Below are 19,843 nucleotides of genomic sequence, written 5' to 3'. Positions count from 1 at the left end.
ACGACGGGTCAGTCGCGGTCGATGGCCTCGACCGCCGCCACGAGGTCGTCGAGGTCGGCGACCTCGGAGTCGAGGTCGCGCCGGAGCTCGTCACATCGCTCGCGGGCGTCGAGGTAGGCTTCCTCGCGTTCCAGTTCGAGCCGGGAGAACGTCGATTCGAGCAGGTCCAGCGTCGCCACCAGCGCGAGCAGCGACCGGACCGACTCGTCGTACTCGGCCAGGTCGAGCTGGCAGTCGATGGCGGCGCGGAGCGTCTCGCTGTCGACCGGTTTGCAGAGGTAGTCGTCGAATCCCAGGTCGATGATGTCGGTGACGGGGTCGACCGCCGTCACCATGATGACGCGACACGGCGCGTCGCGTGCCCGGAGCTCCGCGAGGACCTCGTCGCCGGACATGTCCGGCATCCGCCGGTCGAGGACGACGACGTCGTAGTCCTCGGCGAGCTCAAGTGCGGTCGAACCGCTGTACGCGACCTCGGTCTCGTACCACTCGGACAGTCGCAACGCGTAGGCGTCGGCCACCGCCTCCTCGTCGTCGACCACGAGGACGCTCGCTCCATCTGCTCCCATACGTACACGATACGCTCTGTAGCCGAATAGTTCTCGCGGCGGGGGACTCAGAGCTTCGCCGTCGCCAGCAGGAACGTCACGAGGACCATCGAGAGGGCGACGGCGGCGCTCTGCAGGAGGACGATTCCCATCTCGACCCGGAACGCGACACCCACCGCGAGGGTCACCAGGAACCCGAAGACGGCGTAGACGAGCGCCCTGACGAGTCGGTTCGGGTCGGTTGCCATACTGACATGCCCGCCCCACGGTGGCAAAGTTCCTTCGGCAACCACGGGCCCGCGGGCCGAACCCGCAGGGTTTTACCGCGCCTGCCGACCAGTACAACCCATGACAGAGGCGACGGGTATCGTCGGCGAGTTCCTCGCGCTCAAGGAGGAGACCGACGCCGACGTGCTGGCGATGCAATGCGGTGACTTCTACGAGTTCTTCGCCGACGACGCCGAACTCGTCGCGGCCGAACTCGACCTGAAGGTGAGCCAGAAGTCGAGCCACGGCTCCTCGTACCCGATGGCCGGCGTCCCGCTGAAGGACCTCACACCGTACCTGAAGGCACTGGTCGAACGCGGCTACCGGGTGGCCGTCGCCGACCAGCGCGAGGAGAACGGCAACATCTACCGGGAGATCGAGCGCGTCGTCACCCCCGGCACCCTGCTGGAGACGAGCCGAGACGACGCGCAGTACCTCGCCGCGGTGGTCCGCGACGGCGACGAGTACGGGCTGGCCTTCGCCGACGTGACGACGGGGCGCTTCCTCGTGGCGAGCGTCGAGACGGCAGAGGCCGCCCTCACCGAACTGTACCGGTTCTCGCCCGCCGAGGTGCTTCCGGGTCCGGACCTGCGGGACGACGCCGAGTTCTGCGACCGCGTCCGCGACCGGACCGACGCGACCGTGACCAGCTACGACGCCGACGCCTTCGCCCCCGGGCAGGCGACCCACACCGCCCGCGAGCACTTCGGGGCAGAGACGTTCGACAGCCTCGGCGTGACCGACCTCGCGGTGCGAGCCGGTGGTGCGGTCCTCGACTACGTCGCCGAGACAGGGACGGGCGTGCTCGCGTCGATGACCCGCGTCCAGCCCTACCACGGCGGCGACCACGTCGAACTCGACGCGACGACCCAGCGCAACCTCGAGCTCACCGAGACGATGCACGGCGACCGGGCCGGGAGCCTGTTCGACACCATCGACCACACGGTGACGAGTCCGGGCGGCCGCCTGCTCAAGGAGTGGCTCCAGCGCCCGCGACAGGACCTGTCGGTGCTGGAGGAGCGACAGGCGTCGGTGGCCGCGCTCGCCTCGGGCGCACTCGGCCGCGAGGAGCTGCGCGACGTGCTCGACGACGCCTACGACCTCGAACGCCTCGCCTCGAAGACGGCGAGTGGGAGCGCGGACGCGACCGACCTGCTGCGCATCCGGGAGACGCTTGCGGTCCTCCCCGCACTCGCCGAGGCCATCGAGTCCTCGCCCGCGCTGTCCTCGTCTCCCCTCGCAGCGATCGTCGACCGGCCCGACCGCGAGGCCGCGGCCGACCTGCGCGAGGAGCTCGTCGAGGCGCTCGCCGAGGACCCGCCGAAGACCGTCACCCAGGGTGGGCTGTTCAAGCGTGGCTACGACGACGAACTGGACGACCTCATCGAACGCCACGAGGCGGTCCAGGAGTACTTCGACACGCTCGCCGACCGGGTGAAACGCGAGTACGGTCTGAGCCACGTCACGGTCGACCGGAACAAGACCGACGGCTACTACGTGCAGGTCGGCAAGTCGGTCGCCGACCAGGTGCCAGAGCACTTCGAGCACGTGAAGACGCTGAAGAACTCGAAGCGGTTCACGACCGACGAACTCGCCGAGAAGGAGCGCGACCTGCTGCAACTCGAGGAGCAACGCGGCGACTTCGAGTACGCGCTGTTCGAGGAGCTACGCGAGCGCGTCGCCCGGCACGCCGAACTCCTCCAGGACGTGGGTCGGACCGTCGCCCGGGTCGACGCGCTCCAGAGCCTCGCGACCCACGCCGTCACCAACGACTGGACGCAGCCGGAACTGGTCGAAGACCGGGCGCTCGACATCTCGCAGGGGCGCCACCCGGTGGTCGAGCAGACCGTCCAGTTCGTCCCGAACGACTGCCGGATGGACGAGGATAGCACCTTCACCATCGTGACGGGCCCGAACATGAGCGGGAAGTCGACGTTCATGCGCCAGAACGCACTCATCGTCCTGCTCGCGCAGGTCGGGAGCTTCGTCCCGGCGACGGAGGCCACGGTGGGGCTGGTCGACGGCATCTTCACGCGGGTCGGCGCGCTCGACGAACTCGCCCAGGGTCGGTCGACGTTCATGGTCGAGATGCAGGAGCTCTCGAACATCCTGCACTCCGCGACCGAAGATTCCCTCGTCATCCTCGACGAGGTCGGCCGCGGGACCGCCACCTACGACGGAATCTCCATCGCCTGGGCCGCTACCGAGTACCTGCACAACGAGGTGCGGGCGAAGACGCTCTTCGCGACGCACTACCACGAGCTGACGGCGCTGGCCGACCACCTCGACCGCGTGGTCAACGTCCACATCGCGGCCGACGAGCGCGACGGCGACGTGACGTTCCTCCGGACGGTGCGCGAGGGCCCGACCGACCGCTCCTACGGGATCCACGTCGCCGATTTAGCCGGTGTGCCGGGACCGGTCGTGGACCGGGCGCGCGACGTGCTGGACCGGCTCAGACAGGAGAAGGCCATCGAGGCGAAGGGTGGCTCCTCGGGCGGCGACAGCGGCACCCAGCAGGTCGTCTTCGACCTCGGGAGCGGCAGCATGACCACTGCCGACGGCGGGTCGGTACCGGACGAGGAGTCGGGTGGCTCGGAGCCGGCACTCGACCCGGAGATGGAGGCGGTCCTCTCGGAGCTGGACGACCTCGACGTGAGCCACACCTCACCGGTGGAGCTGATGGGCAAGGTGCAGGAGTGGCAGGAGCGTCTGGACGACGCCGACCGCTAGCCGACTACCCGACGAACGGGTTCTGTTCTTCCACCAGGTTGGTCTTGTAGACACCGCGGGTCGTCCCGAGCCGGCGGTCGTCCTCGTCGAGGAGTTCGACCTCGACGACCCCGGTGTCGCTGCCGTACCGGGCGACCTCGGCCTTCCCGTAGATGTCGCCGGTCGCCGGTCGCATGTAGTCGATGCGCACGTCGAGCGTCGGCCCCGGGTTCCCCTCGACCGAGGCCAGCGCGGCCGCCGAGAGTGAATCGGCCAGTCCGAACGCCACGCCGCCGTGGGCCAGCCGCGTCGTGTCCGAGAGCGAGTGGTGGTCTTCGAGTTCGATCTTCCCCTCGACGTAGCCCTCCTCGACGTGGGTGATCTCGACGCCGAGGTGCTCGCCGAACGGGTACCGCTCGTTGAAACGTTCGAGAACGTCCATGGCATCCCCACACATGGACAGTACATGATACTTCTGGAGCGACCCACCGGTAGGCACCGGTCGCGACCATGGCGAGCAGGGACCACGTGGGAGAGCGCGCGACGGCGTGGTCCACACCCGCCTCGACCGACGCGCGGCGATTCTCAGAGCGTGTCGTGGCTGGCCGCGGCATGGTACTTGAACCGTCGCGAGCACGGCACGTTTTTGCGCTTCCAGTCGAACAGTGTCGTCAGCAACCATGCCGGACACCGACATCCAGCGACTCGACTCGAAGACCATCGACCGGATCGCCGCGGGCGAGGTCGTCGAGCGCCCGGCGTCCGTCGTGAAGGAACTCGTCGAGAACAGCCTCGACGCCGACGCCTCGCGCATCACGGTGGCGGTCGAGGAAGGCGGGACCGAGGGTATCGTCGTCTCGGACGATGGCGTCGGGATGTCGGAGGCGGACGTCCGGAAGGCGGTCCAGGAGCACACGACGAGCAAGATACGTGACATCGAGGACCTCGAATCCGGTGTGGGAACGCTCGGGTTCCGCGGGGAGGCGCTGCACACCATCGGGGCGGTGTCGCGGACGACCATCCGGACGAAACCCCGGGGTGGGAGCGACGGGACGGAACTCGTCTACGAGGGCGGCGAGGTCGAGGCGGTCAGGCCGGCGGGTTGTCCCGAGGGCACCACCATCGAGGTCACCGACCTGTTCTACAACACCCCGGCACGCCGGAAGTACCTGAAGACCCGCGCCACCGAGTTCAGCCACGTCAACCGCGTGGTGACCCGGTACGCCCTCGCGAACCCGGACGTGGCGGTGACGCTGGAGCACGACGGTCGCGAGGTGTTCGCGACCACGGGGCAGGGCAACCTGCGGTCGACCGTCATGAACGTCTACGGGAAGGAGGTCGCGAAGGCGATGCAACCCGTCGACGCGGCGGGCGCGGAAGACCCGCGAGACACGCCCCTGGAGTCGGTGTCCGGGCTGGTCTCGCACCCGGAGACGACCCGCAGCACCCGCGAGTACGTCTCGACGTTCATCAACGGCCGGTACGTCACCTCGAAACTCGTCCGGGACGCGGTGCTGGACGCCTACGGCGGGCAGTTGGCGTCGGACCGGTACCCCTTCGTGGTGCTGTTCCTGGAGATGCCCGCCGGCGAGGTCGACGTCAACGTCCACCCGCGCAAGATGGAGGTCCGGTTCTCCGACGAGGCGGGCGTCCGCCGGCAGGTCCGCGACGCGGTTGAGGACGCACTGCTCGACGCCGGCCTGCTCCGGTCGTCGGCGCCTCGCGGGAAGTCGAAGGCGCCCGAGGCCGAGGTTCGACCCGAAGCCGGGGGTGCGTCGGGGGCGGGCGAAGACCCGGATTCCGTCGACGAATCCGCGGAGCCCAGCAGCGAGACGACGACTGCTGGTGACGAACAGGCACACGACGACGACGCCAGCCCGGCGACCGCCGCAGGGGCGGCAGACGCAACCGAGACTGCGGAGGACCGCTACGCCGACGAGGGCTGGCTGCCGCCCGAAGAGCGGGAGGACGGGACAGGCACCGGAGAGCAGGCAGCCGGGACAGCCGCCGGGGCCGAGGACGAGGCCCCAGCCGACGCCGAGACCGAGGAACCGCCGTCGACCGCCAACGCTGGCGAGCGCCGCGAGACCGTCTCCCGACCCGACCACGAGGCGCTGGGCGACTTCGGACCCACGGGCGGGTCGCTGGAGTCGGCCGACACGCCCTCCGAGGAGTCGCCTGCCGGGAGCGCCGCCACCGGTTCCGGGTCCGGTTCCGAGCGCAGCCGCAAGTTCTCCGGCGAACAGACCCAGACCACCCTCTCCGGCGAGGACGCCACCGACCGCGGCGAGTACGAGACGCTGCCCAGCCTCGACGTGCTCGGGCAGTACCGCGAGACGTACCTCGTCGCCGAGGGGCCGGACGGCCTCGTCCTCGTCGACCAGCACGCCGCCGACGAGCGCGTGAACTACGAGCGCCTGCAGGAGACCTTCGCCGACGGCGCGACCGCCCAGGCGCTCGCCGCCCCGGTCGAGCTGGAGCTCACGGCGGGCGAGGCCGCGGCCTTCCCGGACTACAAGGACGCGCTGGCCCGCCTCGGCTTCCAGGCCGAACGGAGCGGCGACCGGACCGTGACCGTCACCGCGGTCCCGGCGGTCTTCCGCAAGACCCTCGACCCCGAGGACGTGCGCGACGTACTGGCCGGCTTCGTCGCCGAGGAGGCCGACGGCTCCGAGACGGTCGCGGAGCTGGCGGACGCCTTCATCGCCGACCTCGCGTGCTACCCCTCCATCACGGGGAACACCTCCCTGACGGAGGGGTCGGTCGTCGACCTGCTCACCGAACTCGACGCCTGCGAGAACCCCTGGGCCTGCCCCCACGGCCGACCGACCGTGGTCCAGTTCGGGAGCGAGGAGATCGAGAACCGCTTCGAGCGGGACTACCCCGGCCACGGCGGGCGCCGCGAGCGCTGACCGGCTGCCGAGGGTGTCATCCCAGACCACCCCTGCACACCATTTACCACCGTTCGCCGGGAACCTCCCGGGTATGCCGACCACGACAGCGACAGCCAGCGGCCACACCGGGGGGAGCCGACCGTGCGAGTGATAGACGGCGCGGCCGGCGGCGGCCAGATCCTCCGGTCGGCGCTGACCCTGTCGGCACTCACGGGCGACCCCGTCACCATCGAGAACGTCCGCGGGTCGCGCCCGAACCCCGGCCTGAAGCCACAGCACCTCGCCGGCGTCGAGGCCATCGCGGCGGTCTGTGACGCGACGACCGAGGGCGCCAGCGAGGGGAGCGAGCGACTGGTGTTCGAGCCGACGGCACCCCGGCCCGGCCACTACGAGGTCTCGGTCGGGACCGCCGGGAGCGTCACGCTGGTCTTCGAGACGCTGCTCCCGCTGGCGACGGCCATCGACGGCCACCTCTCGGTGACGGTCTCCGGCGGGACCGACGTGAAGTGGTCGCCCTCGATGGCGTACTACCGGCACGTCAAGCTCCCCCTGCTGCGCAGGTTCGGTCTGGTCGCCGCGGTCGAGGAGGCACGCCCGGGGTTCTACCCCCGCGGCGGCGGCGAGGCGACGCTGCACCTCGCGCCCTCCTCGCTGGAACCGATCCGACTGCTGGACCGCGGCGAGTTCCGGGCGGTCCGGGTGTACTCGACCGAGTCGGCGGACCTGACGGACGCGGACGTGGCGGCCCGGCAGGCGGATGCGGCGGTGCCTGGCTTCCTCGCGGAGACGGACGCATCGGTCACAGAGCGCGTTGTCCGGACCGCCGACTCGCCCAGTACCGGGACCGCGGTCTGCGTGCGCCTCGACTACGGGGGGACGATGGCCGGGTTCGACGCGCTCGGCGAGCCCGGCAAACCGGCCGAGGAGGTCGGGCAGGAGGCCGCCGACGCGGCCGCCGACTTCCACGCCGGGCGCGCCACCGTCGACGAGTACCTCGCGGACCAGCTGGTGCTCCCCCTCGCGCTGGCCGGCGGCGCGGTCCGCATCCCCGCCGTCACCGACCACGTCGAGACGAACTGCGCGGTGATGGCCGCCTTCGACCGCGACGTGTCCGTCGAACTGGACGACGACGGTGCAATTCTTTCCGGCTGAGGAGGGGACACTTATACCGAACCCGTCCGTTCACGCAGGTATGATTAACGAGAGCGAGCAGGCGGAGGTGCCCCGCGGACAGCTATGAGCGACGACCTCGTAACCTTCGGCGAGACGATGCTGCGACTCTCCCCACCGGGACAGGAGCGCATCGAGACGACCGACTCGCTGGAGGTCCACGCCGCCGGCGCGGAGTCGAACACGGCCATCGCGGCGGAGCGCCTCGGCGCGGTCGCCTCCTGGATGTCGAAGCTCCCGGACACACCGCCGGGCCGCCGGGTGGCGAGTGGCGTCCGCAAGCACGACATCGACGTCGACGTGGTCTGGGCCGACGAGGGCCGCGTCGGCACGTACTACCTCGAGCAGGCGGGCAAGCCCCGCGGGACGAACGTCGTCTACGACCGCGCGGATTCGGTCATCTCGCAGGCCGAGGCCCAGGAGTTCAACGTCGACCGCATCCGTGACGCCAGCGCCTTCTTCACCACGGGCATCACGCCCGCGCTGTCGAACACGGCCCGGGACACGACCGCGAACCTGCTCCAGGCCGCCAAGCAGGCGGGGACCATGACCGCCTTCGACGTGAACTACCGCGCGAAGCTCTGGAGCCCCGAGGAGGCCCGCAAGACGCTGACGACGCTGTTCCAGCTCATCGACGTGCTCATCATCGGGATGAAGGACGCGACGACGGTGCTGGACTACGACGGGCAGCCGGCCCAGCTCGCCCACCACCTCGCCAGCGAGTTCGACTTCAAGACGGTCGTCGTCACCCGGGGCGCCAACGGCGCGCTCGCCTGGAACGACAACGTCATCCACGAGCAGGAGGCCTTCGAGACGGAGACCCACGACCCCATCGGCTCGGGCGACTCCTTCACCGGCGCGTTCCTCGCCCGCCGGCTCTCCGGCGACGACGTCCCGCGCGCGCTGGAGTACGCGACCGCCACCGCCGCGCTCAAGCGGACCATCCCCGGCGACGTGGCGACGGTCACGAAGCGCGAGGTCGAGGCGGTCATCAACGAGAGTTCCGGCGCTATCTCACGATAGCACCGCCCTCGCCCGCCGTCTTCTTTCGATTCCGCCCCGTAGTCGTGTATGGAGCGTACACGACAACCCTAGTCGATTTGGCTACAGGTTCTCTACCGGACGGGGGAAAGCAGGGGATGCGATGAAACGGATACCAGTACTGTTCGCGATGCTGATGGTTGTCGCGTCGGTCCCGGCCTCGGCCGCCGGCGCGACCGCAGCGACGAGTACAACACCCGAGACGAGTACCTACGCCGGAGCGCACGTCACGTTCCAGGCGCAGTCGGACGCGGTCGCGAACTACACGGTGAACGGCCACACGATGGTCGAGTCCGTCCAGGTCCAGTCCGAGTCGCAGGTCAAGGAGGGGCTCGGCGTCGGCCTCGACGGTGACCTCGACCTGCAGACCGTCACCGAACTCGACGCGGCCGGCCTCTCGGTCGCCGCCGAGTCGACGACGCAGGCCGACGTCCGGACCCAGAGCGGCGCGGAACTGACCGCCCACGACAACGACGACGGGACGCTCGTCGTCACGGCGGCCGAGCAGTCCCAGGTCGTCGACGCGGACGTCGCCGCCGGCGCGACCGCCGACCAGCAGAGCGACAGTCGCGTCACCGTGACCACCGAGAACGGGACGACTGGCTCGTTCATCGTGGTCGGTGACGGGCGCGTCGCCGTCGACGAGGAGGGCGACGTGACGGCGAAGTTGGGCGAGGACGCCCGGCTCGTCTTCCGGTCCGCCGGCGAGGAGCGCAGCCAGCAGGAGGCGCAGACCGCGACGCTCATCGCCGACGGTGAGGCCGCCGCCGAGGTCTACGTCACCGAGCAGGACGGCGAGACCGTCGTCGACACGGTGACCTACAGCCAGAACACGACGGTCGAGACGAGCCAGGAGGCCGAGAACGAGGTCCGGCTGACCGTCGAGCGCGAGGCCCACGAGGGCAAGGTCGTCGTGACCCACGTCCGCGAGCAGGCCGTCGGCAGCGTCGAGAACCTCTCCGTCACGGTCGACGGCGAGGCCGCCGCGAAGGCAAGCGCCTTCAGCGAGTTGCGGGCCGCTGCGGACGACGGCGCGACCTCGAAGTACATGGTCGAGCAGACCAGCAGCGCCCAGGCCGACGCCGACGCGAAGGTCTACGTCGCGGTCAACCACTTCTCGACCCGGACCGTGACGATGTCCGGCGCGGGCGACGGCGGCGCGGCGACGACCACGGCCGACACCACCGGCGGCGACGGTGACGCCACCGACGACGGAACGACCGCCGGGGATTCGACGACGGCCGGTGACGGCTCGGACGACGACGCCGGCGCCAGTGGCGGCTCGCCCGGCTTCGGCCTCGGTGTCGCCAGCCTCGCCATCGCGGCCCTCGTTGGCGTCGCGCGCATCCAGGGCTGAGCACCGACAGCCAGCCCGTCGATAGGCAGTCCATCGACAGCCACCCCGCTGACGATTCCCGGTTCCCGGTTCCCGATTCCTCGCATCGCTCGCCCTCCAGGCGAATCCCCCGTTTCGTGCTCGGTCCCCGCCACCCCTCGCGTGGGCAGTTCGTTTAATACCCAGTACGGCCGACAGACAGGTATGACGTTCGTGGTACCGTACGACGGTGGGGAACTGGCACGGACCGCGCTCGACCGGGCCGTCGCGCTGGGGGAGTTGATGGACGTGAACGTGGTGGTGGTGACGGTCGTGCCGCACGATTCGCGCTACGCGCGCAAGCACGGGTGGCTCGCGGCGGACGAGGCGTTCGACGTCGAGACGGTCGTGACACAGATCCGTGCGGACGTCCGGGACCTCGCCCCCGAGGCCCGGTTCGAGTACGTCCTGACCGACCAGTACGCCTCGCCTGGGACCATCGCCTCGAAGGTCCGCAACAAGGCCCGGGAGGTCGGCGCCTCCGTGGTGTTCGTCGGGAGCGACGACGCCGGCAGACTGGTCACGTCGCTCCGGAGCGTCGGCAGCACCATCGCAGCCGACGACCGCTACGACGTGTACATCGTCCGGAAGGCAGAGCCAAGCGCCATCGACCAGGTGGCCGAACGCTCCCGACTGTTCGATTAGGCGTCGCCGACGCAATCGGGGACAACCGCTTTCCCCGTGGCTGTCGCAGTCCCGGACGATGACACACGTCGCTATCATCGGCGCGTACGGGAGTGCCGGCGCCGCGGTCGCCGGCGAGCTGGCCGACGAACCCGGTATCGAGTTGACCCTCGTCGACGACGGCGAGCCGGGTGGTGGGCTCTGCATCCTCCGGGGCTGTATGCCCTCGAAGGAGGTCCTCTCCGCGGGCGCCCACCGGTTCCAGGCACGACACGACGACCGGCTGGTGGGCGACCTCCCCGACGTCGACCTGGAGGCCGTGGTCGAGCGCAAGAACGAACACACCCTCTCGTGGGCCGGCCACCGCCGCGAGTCCATCCACGACCTCGCCGAGCGCGAGAACGTCGAGTTCATCCACGACACCGCCGAGTTCGTCGACGACCGGGTCATCGCGGTCGGCGGCGAGACCATCGAACCGGACTACGTCGTGGTCGCGACGGGGTCGTCCGTGAATGTCCCGGACCTGCCGGGCATCGACTCGGTCGACTTCTCGACGAGCGCGGACGTCCTCGACCGGACCGAGTTCCCCGACTCGGGCATCGTCATGGGCTTTGGCTACATCGGGATGGAACTCGTCCCGTACATCGCCGAGGCCGGCGGGACCTCCCTGACCGTGGTCGAGCACGACGCCCGGCCCATCGACGAGGCCGATGCGCCCTTCGGCGACGCCGCACTCGACATCTACGAGGAGAACTGGGACATCGACGTGCGCCGCCACGCCTACGAGCAGCGCCTCGAACCCACCGAGGACGGCGGGGTCCGCCTCTATCTCGACGAGGACGGCGAGGAGACGGTCGTCGAGGCCGACGAACTGTTCCTCTTTACCGGTCGCAAGCCGAACCTCGACCGCCTCGGGCTGCAGAACACCAGCCTGGACCCCGAGGAAGGCTGGGTCCGCGACACCATGCAGGCCCGCGAGGACGACCACGTCTTCGTGGTCGGCGACGTGAACGGGAAGGAGCCCATCCTCCACGTCGCGAAAGAGCAGGGGTTCACCGCCGCGGACAACATCCTCGCCCACGCCCGCGGTGACGAGGAGGACATCACCGAGTACGAGAACGTCCACCACCACGTCATCTTCTCCGGGCTGGGGGTCTACCCCTTCGCCCGCGTGGGGCACTCGAAGTCCTCCGCGGAGGAGGCCGGCCTCGACTTCGTCCACGTCACCCGCGAGGCCAGCGACGACGGCGTGTTCAAGACGAAGGACGTGCCCGAGGGGCTGGCCTCGCTCGTGGTCGACGCCGACGACGGGACCGTCCTCGGCTACCAGGGGCTGCACTACCACGCCGACGTGATGGCGAAGACGCTCCAGCTCGCGGTCGAGATGGAACTCGACGTGCGCGAGCTACCGGACCGGGCGTACCACCCGACCACGCCGGAGATCCTCGACGGACTGTTCCGGGAGGCCGCGGCCGCGGTCGAGAAATAATATAAATCAGACCATTATATTCCCGGTGGTGTTCTCCAGCCTTCTAAAGCACCATTACACAGACTGCAGATGTATTTATCTTCTTATGGTTCGTACATCGTGGTACCCATGGCGAGCTACACTCCGTCCGACATGGACTACACGTACGACCGACCGACCCGCTTCCCCGCCCCGATGCGTCGCGGCTACGACGCGATGCGCGGCGACGAGCGCATGGGCGGTGACTACTACGCGGCGGGCGACCGCCGCGGCGGCGAGGTGCCGCGGTTCTTCGAGGAATGGGACGGCCGACGAGCCGGTCGCTCCTATCCGCGACGACGCTACGAGGGGTCGCGCCCGCGATACGAGGACGACTACTACTACCCACGCGGCGAGTACCGCGGTGACTACCGGCGTCCCGACTACTACCCGTCGGAGGGCTACCGCGGCGAGGGCGACTACTACTCGCGTGGCGAGAGCTACTATCGCGGCGAGGGATACTACCCGCGTGGCGAGAGCTACTACCCCCGCGGTGAGAGCTACTCCCCCCGCAGCGAGTTCCGCGGCGACTACCGACCCGAGTTCTACGCGCGCGGCGACTACTACTACCCGCGCGGCGACTACCGCATGAGCGAGGACTACTACCCGCGTGGCCGCGGGATGGACGCACCGCGCGGCGAGTCCCGCGGCGACTACTACCGACGCTTCGCACCCCGCCCGATGGACCGCCCCGCGATGCGCCCCATGGGCGAGTACATGTCCGAGGAGACGGGCTACTACGCCGGCTCCCCGGTCGAGGCGGGCCGCGGCTACGAGCTCCGCGAGATCGACGGCGAGTACGTCTGTATCTGTGAACTGCCCGGCTTCGAGCGCGGTGACATCGAGTGCTCCTACGAGGACGGCGTCTTCTACGTCGACGCCTCCCGCGAGGGCAGCCGCGACGCCGAGAACGTCTGGATGCGCCGCTCGCGCCGCGTGAGCGAGCGCATCCCGGTCCCGCGCCCCGTCGACGTCGACGGCTTCAGCGCGTCGTACCGCAACGGCATCCTCGAGGTCCGCATGCCCATCGCCGGCCGCGACGGCCGCAGCGCCCAGGTCATCTCCATCCGCGACTGAGGAGTCGACCGCACACACGACACCAGCGGGTGTTCCTGTTCTTTGACTGGTTCCGGGACCGCCGACGCGATGCGCCGCCCGGGGCGACAGGACGACCCATCTGCCAGATAGGTCCCCTACCGAGTACGAATTCCCTCAGACCTTCGTTTCCACGCGAAAGAAGCGTGCTAACAGCCATCCACATATGTTTATATCCTTATGGGTGGTACGTGTGGTGAGTACTATGAGCTTCAAGAGATTCGACGACATGAACTCGATGTTCGACCAGATGGACCGCATGTTCGACCAGATGCGCCGCAACTGGGCCGGCATGACACCCGAACTCGAGACCCGACGCGGGGACCTCACGACCCGAGCCAACGTCGGTTCGCGCGGCTTCGAGCAGTCCGGCATGATGCTCACCGAGGAGGACACGATGTACGTCTTCGTCATGGACATCCCCGGCTTCGAGAAGTCCGACATCGCGTGCACCTACGACGACGGCATGCTCCGCATCGTCGCCGAGCGCGAGGAGGACGAGTCCGCCGAGAACGTCTGGATGCGCCGCTCGCGCCGCATGAGCGAACAGGTCCGCATCCCCCGCGAGATCCTCGCCGACGAGATCACCGCCTCGTACCGCAACGGCGTCCTCGAGGTCCACCTCCCCTTCGCGACGATGGACGAGGAGTCGGGCCGCAGCATCGACATCCAGTAAGTCGAATCCGCGTCTCCAGAGACGCGTTCACTCGCATGTACTGTTGAAATAACCGTTCCTTTTAGAAACCATTCGGTGTAATTTTCACCAACCAGCCGCGTGATTTTTTCGAGTAACTTTAACCTTGTGGCCGTTGGAACGATGTGATATGGGAAGGATACTGGGGAGAATCCTCGAACTGCTGGGACTGTTCGTGACACTCAGCTCCGGCTGGTACGTCGCGAAGGGACCGTTCTTCGGCTACGCGACGCCGCCACTCGAGTACATCATGGTCGCGACGGCCATCTTCATCGGCGGCATCATCCTGTTCGGCTGGGGACTCAGCGGCCGCGTCGCCGCGTCCCAGCAGGACGAACGCGTGATTCCGAGCAACAAGAAGGTCTGAGCTAGTCCTGCGCCCACTCCGCGTCGGCCAGCGTCTTCTGCACCAGCTCGTCACCGACAGCCGCGGCCAGCGTCTCGAACCCGGTGCGTTCGACCCGGTCGCTGGCGTTCGCGACCAGCCGTGACACGATGAACTCCGGGGTGGACTTGCCCAGTTCGCCGAACCGGGGCTGGTAGTCGACCTCCAGTTCGAGGTCGGCGGTGAGTCCCTCGGCGAAGATACCGTCGACCCGCGCCGCCGGCGGGAGCGGTTCGAGGTCGTCCGCGAGGTGCGTGACGAACGCGCCCAGCGCGTCGCGGTCGACCGTCAGCGTGACCAGCCCGTGCAGCAGGTCCGCGGCACTGCCCGGTTCGGTGATGGCCTCGAACTCGTCGACGAGCATCAGCGTCCGGCCGTCGCCAGTCAGGGGCGGCACGACCGACTTGAGCGTCGATTCGAGCACGCCCGCGTTGAAACTGGCGTGCCGGCGGTGGAACACCACGTCGTCGAACAGCGCCACCTCGGCGCGCTCGGCCGGGACGGGCAGGCCCATGTGCGCCAGCAGGACGACCTGGCAGACGGTTTCGAGGAGGGTCGTCTTCCCGCCGGAGTTCGCCCCGGTGACGACCGCGACGCGCTCGCCGGCCGGCGGGTCGCCCAGCGAGTGCGGCCCGAGCGCGTACCGGATGGGCTGGACCGATTCGCCGCGGGCCACGAGGTCGAGGTTGCGTGCGCCCGCGACGGCGACCGCGGCCTCGCCGTCGACGAACGTCGGCTCCACGAGGTCGAACTCGGTGGCGAACCGGGCCAGCGAGAGGTCGAGCGCGATGTCGTCGACCGCCGCGACCGCCCGGTCGACGTCCTCGCGGGCGTCGCTGATGGCGTGCTGGAGGTCGACCCGGACCTCGCGCTCGCGTTCGTCGGCCGCCTCGCGCAGTGACGAGGAGAGGTTGCGCAGGGTGCTGCTCACGAAGTCGGTCACGTCCCGGGCGTCCTCGGGCACCGCGTCGCGGACGCGCCCCGGGTCGACCTGGGCCTCGCTCCGGACGTGCTCGACGAACGCCTCGCTGAACTCGTCGGTCGTGCGCGCGCCGCCGTCGCGGACCCGTTCGATGACCGACTCGGCGTTGGCCTCCATCGTGTCGACGGCGGCCTGGGCGTCCCGCAGGCGGTCGAGCCGGTCGTCAGCCCCGGCGGCGACCCGACCGTCTTCGAGGGCGCCGAGTGCCTCCGCGGCCTCGTCGAGGGCCTCGCGGTCCAGCGCCGCCAGCGGTTCGAACACCCCGTCGGTGACGCCCGCGTCGAGCAGCGCCATCGCGGCCTCGACGGCCGGCTTCTCGCCGCCGCCGGCCTCGTCGTAGCGCTCGAACGCGGCGAGGACGGCCTCGCGGTCGCCCTCGTCGATGCGCTCCCACGACGCCTGCGCGGTCGTCACGTCGTCGAGTCGGTCTTCCATCGCCTCCTTCGTGGCCAGCGGCGTCAGCACCCGGATGCTGTCGGCCGCGCCCTCGGTGACGGCGTGCTTGCTCGCGAGGTCGATGAGGTCCTTGTAGACCGAGCGCGCGTCGCTCGTCGCGAGTACGTCCATCCCTGCCCCGCCGGTCGCCCGCCGGAGGATGCGGGTGGCCCGGCCGCGCGAGAGCCCCGCCTGCGTGAGCGTCCGCACGTCGGCCGACTCGATGGCCCGGATGGCCCGTTCCTCGCCCAGTTCGTCGGCGAGGAGTGCCCGGGTCTTCGGCCCGACTCCCCAGTAGTCGTCCAGTCGCATGTGCGCCGCCACGGGCCGGTCCCCAATGAAGTGCCCGGATGTTGGCTGGCGAAGAGGTTCCACGATGAACGCCGGTACGATTTTTCCGGTGGCCCCCGAACCTGCAAGCATGACCACGGCGTTCGACGCGGACGGCCACATCGACACCGAGAGTCGCTCGTACCGGTACTACCGGAACGCGGTCGAGCGACACTGGGACCCCGGCGCCATCGACCTCGACGTGGACCGAGCGCGCATCCAGACACTCGACGACGACACGTTCACCCGCCTGCGCACGACGCTGGCGCTGTTCGGCGCGGGCGAGGAGGCGGTCACGGAGGACCTCTCGCCGCTGGGCGTGGTGCTCGGGGACGTGAACGACCAGCTGTTCGTGACGACACAGCTCTACGAGGAGGCCAAGCACGCCGACTTCTTCCACCGCTACTGGACCGGTGTCGTCCACCCCGAGGAGGACCGCCGGGGACTCGCGCGCTCGGACCCCCGCGACCAGAAGTGGTACAACGACGCCTACGTCGAGCTGTTCGAGCGCAACGAGGCGGCGATGCACCGCCTGCTCTCCGAGGACACCCCACGGACCCGTGCCGAGGCATACTGTCACTACCACCTGACCATCGAGGGCATCCTCGCCCAGACCGGTTACTACGGCGTCCAGAACACCTTCGACGGGACGACCGAGGGCGTCCCGGAGTTACCGGGACTGGTCGACGGGTTCTCGAAGATCCGGTCGGACGAGGGCCGCCACGTCGGCTTCGGGATGGCGAAACTGAAGGACCTCGTCGAGTCGGGCGCGGTCGACCCGCAGGACCTCTACGACCTGACCACCGACCTCGCGATGCTCACCCAGCAGGTCGTCTCGGGCGCGGCGAACCAGGACGCACCCGGCATCGGGCCCGATGGGCTGGCCGCCTACGCCGCCGAGAAGCACACCGAACGCATGCGCCAGATAACCGAGGCCTCGGCCGACATCCCGGACGTGTCGGACCTGGTGCGCATCGACGAGTGAGGCGGTGTCGCCGCCGGGCGACGGGCACGAGGCGACGGGGCGAGAATTGTAATATAATCCTTTCGGCCGTCTGCCGGGCCAGCGACAGCGCTCGACCCCCTTTCACCCCGGCGACCGAACCGGGACTCGATGAGCGAGAGACGCGCTTCCAGCGACGGCGCGACGCGACGTGACGCCCTCAGACTCGCCGGTGCCGCCGGCGCCGCCGGTCTCACGGCGCTGTCGGGCTGTGCCGCGCTCGGGTCGAGTGTCCCCGGCGAGTCCGGGGGCGGTGGCGACGTGACGACGACCGGCGGCAGTGGCGGCGGTGGCGGAACCGCCAGCGACGACCCGGCGCGCGTCCGCGCCAGCACGAAGGAGACGCCGCTTGGCACCTCCCTCGCGGGCAACCCGGTGCAGGGCGCCCCCGACGCGCCCGTCGACCTCTACTACTGGAGCGACTTCCAGTGCCCGTTCTGCAAGCGTTTCGAGAAGAACACCCGCCCGAAGCTCGTCGAGGGACCCGTCGCCGACGGCCAGGTCCGACTCGTCTACCTCGAACTCCCGAACATCGGCTCGGCCTCCTGGCGGGCGGCGGCCCACAGCAAGTGCGTCTGGCGGCGGGTCAAGGACGACGACCCGGGGACGTACCTCGACTGGCACGAGGCGGTGTACGCCGCCCAGGAGAAGCCGAACTCCGGCTGGGCGAACCGGGAGAACCTGCTCTCGATAACCGAATCCGTCGACGGCGTCTCCCGGGACGGCGTCGAGACGTGCCTGTCGGAGTCGGAGCAGGCGGTGAAGGACACCATCCGCGCCGACGTCGAGCGGGCGAAGTCCCACGGTATCGCGGTCACACCCTCGTTCCTGCTGCACGACAAGGCCGACGAGGAGACGAGACAGATCGCCGGCGCACAGCCCTACGAACGCTTCGCGAGCGTCCTCCGGTCGATGCTCGCCTGACTCCGAACGATGGTCCAGACAGCTACCCGCCTCCGACGGTTCGGCGCCGGCCTCCGCGAGGCCCTCGGCTACCCGGTCGGGTCCCCCCGGCGAGCGACCGCGGCCCTCCTCGTCGCCGTCCTGACCTACTGCGTGCTGGTGTTGAGCACCTTCCCGACCTACAGCGCCCAGATGCTCGGCGCGGGCCTGCACTACCTCGACTACGTCCTGGTCTCCCTGACGCAGACGACGGTCCGCTCGAACGGCTGGCTCGGCCTCGCACTCATCGTGGTCTACGCCGCCCTGACCGGCGTCGCGGCGGTGAACGCGGTCGCGCAGGTGTCGGTCCAGGGGCTCTCCGGGTCGACCGACCTCGGCGGGACCCTCCCCGGCCTCGTCGTCTCCGGCTGTGCCGGCTGTGGCGCCGGCGTCCTCGGCCTGTTCGGCTTCGCCGGCGCGCTCGCCGCCATGCCCTTCCACGGGAACCTCCTCCGGGTCGGCGGCCTCCTGCTGTTGCTGTTCTTCCTCGGTCGGACCGGCGACCCGACGACCTGCCGGTACCGCCCCGGCGCGGGCTGACGGGTCAGTAGAACATCGAGTAGGCGACCGTCCCCAGCCCCAGCGTGGTGAAGCAGGTCGGGAGGAACCCGTCGAGGGGTTTCGCCATCCCGAGCGCCGCGAAGAGGTTGCAGTCGACGACCCCGCCGAGGCTGATGAAGACGAAGCCGACGGCGAGGTACAGCATCGGCTGGCTGTCGTTGCGCCGGTAGCCGCGGTAGCTCTGGACCGCGACGAACAGCCCGAGCAGGACCGTGAGCGCCTTGGCGACCCACAGTGCCGTACTCACGCGTCCTCACCCCTGACGCCGCTCCAGAGCTGTGTCCAGCGGTCCGCGAGGTCGTCGCGGTCGTCGTCGTGTTCGTGGTGGTCGTCGTGTTCCTGGGCTGCCTCGACGCCCTCGGCGTCGTCGGACCCCCCGGCCGCGGCCGCGTCGTCGGTGACCGTCACGGCGAGTTCGCCGTCGTCGATGTCGAACGACACCGAGGAGACGGTCGCCTCGTAGACGGTCGGGTGGTGGCCGTCCGGGTCCGGGCGCGTGTACGACCGGAGCAATCCCTCCTCGACGAGTTCGTCGGCTCGCCGGTAGACGGTCGAGCGGGACATGTCGCAGTCCTCGCTGAGTTCGCTTGCAGACATCGGTTTCGCACTCGTTCGGAGCAGTATCGACCGCGCGTACTCGTCGTGCAACAACCGCAGGAGCCGGGACGGGTCGGTACTCACTCGTGCGCGGTTTCTCCACAGACGCACTTGAACGTGCGGGACCGTCCCGCGAATGGGAGCGTCGCCACTCGGGGGCGTCGCGCCGACAGGAGAAGCGAGGCAGTCCGAGCTCAGGCCTTGACGACCAGTACCGGCACGTCGCTGAGGCGCACCACGCGCTCGGTACAGGAGCCGAGGAGGCGCCGGTACTCGTCGGAGTGCTGGCCCTCGCCCATGACGATGCAGTCGATGCCGTGGTCGGCGGCGTACTCGAGGATGGCCTCGTGGGGTTTGCCGCGGACCTCGACCGCCTCGAAATCGAGGTTCGCGCCGTCCGCGGCCGAGGCGACCTGGTAGAGGGCGTCCTCGCCGAGGTCGGCCAGGGCCGCCTCCGCGTTCTCGATGGCGTCGGTCGCGGCGTAGTGCTCGAACACGTCCTCGTCGATGACGAAGAGGCCGTGCACGCGCGCGCCGTGTCGCTCCGCCAGGTCGACGCCGTGCTCGATGGCCACCTGCGAGCCGTCCTTGCCGTCTGTGGGGATGAGGATGTCGTCGTACATCGTCTGGAGATACGCTCCCGACCCCCGACTACCTGTCAGCTAGTTCTCACGCGCTGAG

At 69.4% G+C, this 19,843-nt stretch carries 20 protein-coding genes; 13 read left to right on the top strand and 7 right to left on the bottom strand.

All coding sequences use genetic code 11. The features are described 5' to 3' along the window. Nucleotides 1-8: 8 nt before the first annotated feature. Entirely contained in the window at nucleotides 9-569 is a 561-nt protein-coding gene (locus NOV86_RS14245; RefSeq protein ID WP_267642233.1) for a response regulator, read from the bottom strand. A gap of 47 nt (nucleotides 570-616) precedes the next feature. Beyond that, a complete protein-coding gene (locus tag NOV86_RS14240) occupies nucleotides 617-796 on the bottom strand; it encodes a hypothetical protein (RefSeq protein WP_267642232.1) in 180 nt (59 codons plus the stop codon). A 100-nt stretch (nucleotides 797-896) separates the two neighbouring features. On the opposite strand from NOV86_RS14240, the gene mutS reads away from it, so the two are divergent. Continuing rightward, on the top strand, nucleotides 897-3,548 hold the full coding sequence (mutS, locus tag NOV86_RS14235) for a DNA mismatch repair protein MutS (protein WP_267642230.1): 2,652 nt from the start codon (nucleotides 897-899) through the stop codon (nucleotides 3,546-3,548). Nucleotides 3,549-3,552: 4 nt separating this feature from the next. Here the strand turns inward: mutS and NOV86_RS14230 are convergent, their stop codons facing one another. Further along, complete coding sequence (locus NOV86_RS14230; protein WP_267642229.1) at nucleotides 3,553-3,969, bottom strand: PaaI family thioesterase; 417 nt, start codon at nucleotides 3,967-3,969, stop codon at nucleotides 3,553-3,555. A gap of 238 nt (nucleotides 3,970-4,207) precedes the next feature. On the opposite strand from NOV86_RS14230, the gene mutL reads away from it, so the two are divergent. The 9 genes from mutL (at nucleotide 4,208) to NOV86_RS14185 (ending at nucleotide 14,294) form a co-directional block, all read left to right on the top strand. Next, on the top strand, nucleotides 4,208-6,439 hold the full coding sequence (gene mutL / locus NOV86_RS14225) for a DNA mismatch repair endonuclease MutL (protein WP_267642228.1): 2,232 nt from the start codon (nucleotides 4,208-4,210) through the stop codon (nucleotides 6,437-6,439). A 123-nt stretch (nucleotides 6,440-6,562) separates the two neighbouring features. Continuing rightward, on the top strand, nucleotides 6,563-7,573 hold the full coding sequence (rtcA, locus tag NOV86_RS14220; RefSeq protein WP_267642227.1) for an RNA 3'-terminal phosphate cyclase: 1,011 nt from the start codon (nucleotides 6,563-6,565) through the stop codon (nucleotides 7,571-7,573). 84 nt (nucleotides 7,574-7,657) lie between these two features. After that, the gene (gene kdgK1 / locus NOV86_RS14215; RefSeq protein WP_267642226.1) at nucleotides 7,658-8,614 is read left to right on the top strand and encodes a bifunctional 2-dehydro-3-deoxygluconokinase/2-dehydro-3-deoxygalactonokinase; all 957 of its coding nucleotides are present in this window, start codon (nucleotides 7,658-7,660) and stop codon (nucleotides 8,612-8,614) included. Between the two features lie 121 nt (nucleotides 8,615-8,735). Further along, on the top strand, nucleotides 8,736-9,989 hold the full coding sequence (locus tag NOV86_RS14210) for a hypothetical protein (RefSeq protein WP_267642225.1): 1,254 nt from the start codon (nucleotides 8,736-8,738) through the stop codon (nucleotides 9,987-9,989). A gap of 183 nt (nucleotides 9,990-10,172) precedes the next feature. After that, nucleotides 10,173-10,652, top strand: a complete 480-nt coding sequence (locus NOV86_RS14205; RefSeq protein ID WP_267642224.1) for a universal stress protein — start codon at nucleotides 10,173-10,175, stop codon at nucleotides 10,650-10,652. 58 nt (nucleotides 10,653-10,710) lie between these two features. Then, a complete protein-coding gene (locus NOV86_RS14200; RefSeq protein WP_267642223.1) occupies nucleotides 10,711-12,120 on the top strand; it encodes a dihydrolipoyl dehydrogenase family protein in 1,410 nt (469 codons plus the stop codon). Nucleotides 12,121-12,228: 108 nt separating this feature from the next. After that, the gene (locus tag NOV86_RS14195) at nucleotides 12,229-13,215 is read left to right on the top strand and encodes an Hsp20/alpha crystallin family protein (RefSeq protein ID WP_267642222.1); all 987 of its coding nucleotides are present in this window, start codon (nucleotides 12,229-12,231) and stop codon (nucleotides 13,213-13,215) included. 223 nt (nucleotides 13,216-13,438) lie between these two features. Then, complete coding sequence (locus NOV86_RS14190; protein ID WP_267642221.1) at nucleotides 13,439-13,909, top strand: Hsp20/alpha crystallin family protein; 471 nt, start codon at nucleotides 13,439-13,441, stop codon at nucleotides 13,907-13,909. Nucleotides 13,910-14,057: 148 nt separating this feature from the next. Then, nucleotides 14,058-14,294, top strand: coding sequence for a DUF8132 family protein (locus NOV86_RS14185; protein ID WP_267642220.1), 237 nt, complete (start codon nucleotides 14,058-14,060; stop codon nucleotides 14,292-14,294). A gap of 1 nt (nucleotide 14,295) precedes the next feature. On the opposite strand, the gene NOV86_RS14180 is transcribed toward NOV86_RS14185, so the two are convergent. Then, entirely contained in the window at nucleotides 14,296-16,041 is a 1,746-nt protein-coding gene (locus tag NOV86_RS14180) for a MutS-related protein (protein WP_267642219.1), read from the bottom strand. Nucleotides 16,042-16,150: 109 nt separating this feature from the next. Between NOV86_RS14180 and NOV86_RS14175 the strand changes: the two genes are divergently transcribed. The 3 genes from NOV86_RS14175 to NOV86_RS14165 all read left to right on the top strand — a co-directional run bounded on the left by NOV86_RS14175 (nucleotide 16,151) and on the right by NOV86_RS14165 (nucleotide 18,544). After that, nucleotides 16,151-17,044, top strand: coding sequence for a ribonucleotide-diphosphate reductase subunit beta (locus NOV86_RS14175; RefSeq protein WP_267642218.1), 894 nt, complete (start codon nucleotides 16,151-16,153; stop codon nucleotides 17,042-17,044). 129 nt (nucleotides 17,045-17,173) lie between these two features. Further along, nucleotides 17,174-17,986 (top strand): DsbA family protein, encoded by an 813-nt coding sequence (locus NOV86_RS14170; RefSeq protein ID WP_267642217.1) that lies wholly within the window; start codon nucleotides 17,174-17,176, stop codon nucleotides 17,984-17,986. 9 nt (nucleotides 17,987-17,995) lie between these two features. Next, on the top strand, nucleotides 17,996-18,544 hold the full coding sequence (locus NOV86_RS14165; RefSeq protein ID WP_267642215.1) for a hypothetical protein: 549 nt from the start codon (nucleotides 17,996-17,998) through the stop codon (nucleotides 18,542-18,544). A 4-nt stretch (nucleotides 18,545-18,548) separates the two neighbouring features. Here the strand turns inward: NOV86_RS14165 and NOV86_RS14160 are convergent, their stop codons facing one another. The 3 genes from NOV86_RS14160 to NOV86_RS14150 all read right to left on the bottom strand — a co-directional run bounded on the left by NOV86_RS14160 (nucleotide 18,549) and on the right by NOV86_RS14150 (nucleotide 19,785). Further along, nucleotides 18,549-18,812, bottom strand: a complete 264-nt coding sequence (locus NOV86_RS14160) for a DUF7521 family protein (RefSeq protein ID WP_267642214.1) — start codon at nucleotides 18,810-18,812, stop codon at nucleotides 18,549-18,551. Beyond that, nucleotides 18,809-19,246, bottom strand: coding sequence for an ArsR/SmtB family transcription factor (locus tag NOV86_RS14155; protein ID WP_267642213.1), 438 nt, complete (start codon nucleotides 19,244-19,246; stop codon nucleotides 18,809-18,811). The genes NOV86_RS14160 and NOV86_RS14155 overlap by 4 nt, the downstream gene beginning before the upstream one ends. Before the next feature lie 110 nt (nucleotides 19,247-19,356). Continuing rightward, nucleotides 19,357-19,785: a universal stress protein gene (locus NOV86_RS14150; protein ID WP_267642212.1), complete on the bottom strand. Its 429-nt coding sequence runs from the start codon at nucleotides 19,783-19,785 to the stop codon at nucleotides 19,357-19,359. Between the last annotated feature and the right edge of the window lie 58 nt (nucleotides 19,786-19,843).

The organism is Haloarchaeobius amylolyticus (assembly GCF_026616195.1).
GTDB lineage: Archaea > Halobacteriota > Halobacteria > Halobacteriales > Natrialbaceae > Haloarchaeobius > Haloarchaeobius amylolyticus.
Note: the sequence above shows the minus strand (reverse complement) of the source record. Positions and strands in the feature narration are given on the sequence as shown.